The sequence below is a fragment of the Muribaculum sp. genome (assembly GCF_029051885.1).
Taxonomy (GTDB): Bacteria; Bacteroidota; Bacteroidia; order Bacteroidales; family Muribaculaceae; genus Muribaculum.
The window spans coordinates 1-2,363 of the sequence record NZ_JAIDKI010000127.1; the positions used below are offsets into that span (position 1 = coordinate 1).

1 protein-coding gene is annotated in these 2,363 nt (G+C 52.3%); it reads left to right on the forward strand.

Going from position 1 to position 2,363, the window contains the following annotated elements:
* Positions 1 to 127: 127 nt before the first annotated feature.
* Positions 128 to 2,363: inorganic phosphate transporter (locus tag K2I50_RS05615; protein ID WP_301025229.1), on the forward strand; the 2,236-nt coding region annotated here is incomplete at its 3' end.

Below are 2,363 nucleotides of genomic sequence, written 5' to 3' on the forward strand. Positions count from 1 at the left end.
CTGCTCGACGAATGACCGACCCTGACGGTAACATTTATTATTAAACAAGCTCTAAACAATATATTAAATTTTATGTAATAATTATGACATCTTTTTTGTAGACATTTGTACCATAAATTAGAGTCATATGGATATTCTGTTTTTAGGTATTATCATTTTCTTATTTGTCCTTGCCGTATTCGACCTGTCGGTGGGAGTGAGCAACGACGCTGTCAATTTTCTCAACTCGGCCATAGGCACCAAAGCTGCCAAATTCAAGACAATCATAATAATAGCATCCGTCGGTGTATTTGCCGGAGCAGCCATGAGCAACGGCATGATGGATATAGCCCGACACGGAATATTCAGGCCGGAACACTTCTCATTCTACGACCTGATATGCATATTCATGGCCGTGATTGTGACCGACATCATACTGCTCGACATATTCAACTCGCTGGGAATGCCTACATCCACCACAGTGTCGATGGTGTTCGAGCTGCTTGGCGCAGCCTTCGTGATAGCCCTGATAAAAATGTGGGGCGACGACTCGGCCCTGTCGCTGATGGACCTCCTCAACACCGAAAAAGCTCTGTCGGTAATCCTCGGAATATTCCTGTCGGTAGCCATAGCATTCGTATTCGGCACGATAGTACAGTTTATCACCCGCGCCATATTCTCATTTGAATACAAGAGCCGCCTGAAATGGAAAATCGGCATATACGGAGGCATTGCCACTACAGCCATCATATATTTCATGCTCCTCAAAGGGGTCAAGGACATGTCGTGGATGACTACCGAAGCCCGACAGTACATCAACACCCACACGGCAGCCATACTCGGATGCTCGTTCGTAGCCTGCACTCTGCTTATGCAGCTGCTCCACGCGCTCAAAGTCAATGTGCTCAAGGTAGTGGTGCTCATAGGCACATTCTCACTCGCCATGGCATTTGCCGGCAACGACCTCGTCAACTTTATCGGCGTGCCGCTCAGCGGATTCGCCTCCTATCAGGACTATATGGCCAACGGTAGCGGCAATCCCTACGACTACACAATGGGAGCCCTCAACAATCCGGCCGACACCCCGCTCTACTTCCTCATCGGGGCAGGAGTGATAATGGTAGTAGCGCTCGCCACATCAAAAAAAGCGCAGAACGTGTCGAAAACCGAAATCGGGCTCGGCAGTCAGAACGGAGGCGACGAGATGTTTGGCTCATCAAGAATCGCACGCCGCATTGTGCGCACATCCATCTCGATACACTCCTGGGCACAGCGCCATATACCACGCAAGGTACGAATGTGGCTCGACCGTCGATTCGACACCACCAGGACACAGGCCGAACAGGGTGCATCGTTCGACCTCATACGCGGCTCCGTCAACCTAATGCTCGCCGGAATGCTTATCGCCGCCGGCACATCATTTAAACTCCCGCTCTCCACCACCTTCGTAACATTCATGGTGGCCATGGGCACCTCGCTCTCCGACCGTGCCTGGAGCCGCGAAAGCGCCGTGTTCCGCATCACCGGAGTGATATCCGTAATCGGCGGATGGTTTATCACAGCTGCTGTCGCATTCATCGGCGCAGCCATCATCGCGGCACTCATGCACTGGGGAGGCAGCGTAGTGATGATACTCGTAAGTGTCGTAGCCGTCGCCCTGATTATCAGAAGCAACCTCCGCTTCAAAGCAAAGAAACAGGAGGACCGGGGCGACGCCATGTTCCAGGCCATACTAAGCTCCGACGACAAGCAACAGACCTGGGACCTGCTCAAGATATACATCGCCACACAGCAGAAACACTTCCTGCAATTCGCCTCAACCACCTACGCCGACATTACCGACGCCTTCATACGCGACGACGTGAAGCCCCTCGGCCGCGCCGACAGAGCGCTATACAAGGAAAAAGAACTGCTGAAAAACGAACGCCGCAAAGAGACCCTCTGCCTAAGGCGCGTAGATGTCGACACGGCAATCGAAAAAAACGCATGGTTTCATCTGGCCAACAACTCATGCATGTCGATGAACTACAACCTGCGACGTATCACCGAAGTATGCAAAGAGCATGTCGAAAACAATTTCCGGCCGCTCCCAGAAAGCTACCGCGACACATTCGCCCCGATTCGCGACAGCATAATCAACGCTATTTCCCAAGCTGTCGCCCTTGTCGAGAACGGCGACGTAAAAGCCATAATCGCACTCCGAAAAGAGTGCGACCTCATCAAGGACACCATATCACGAGAGTGCCACAGCATCTACGACCATCTGCGCAACGGAGCCACCGGCAACCTCACGGTAGCCTACGTATACCTCAACACCCTCCAGGAGTCGCAGGAAATGATGTCGGGCCTCCGCAAACTGCTCCGCGCCACCTCCAAACTCCGCA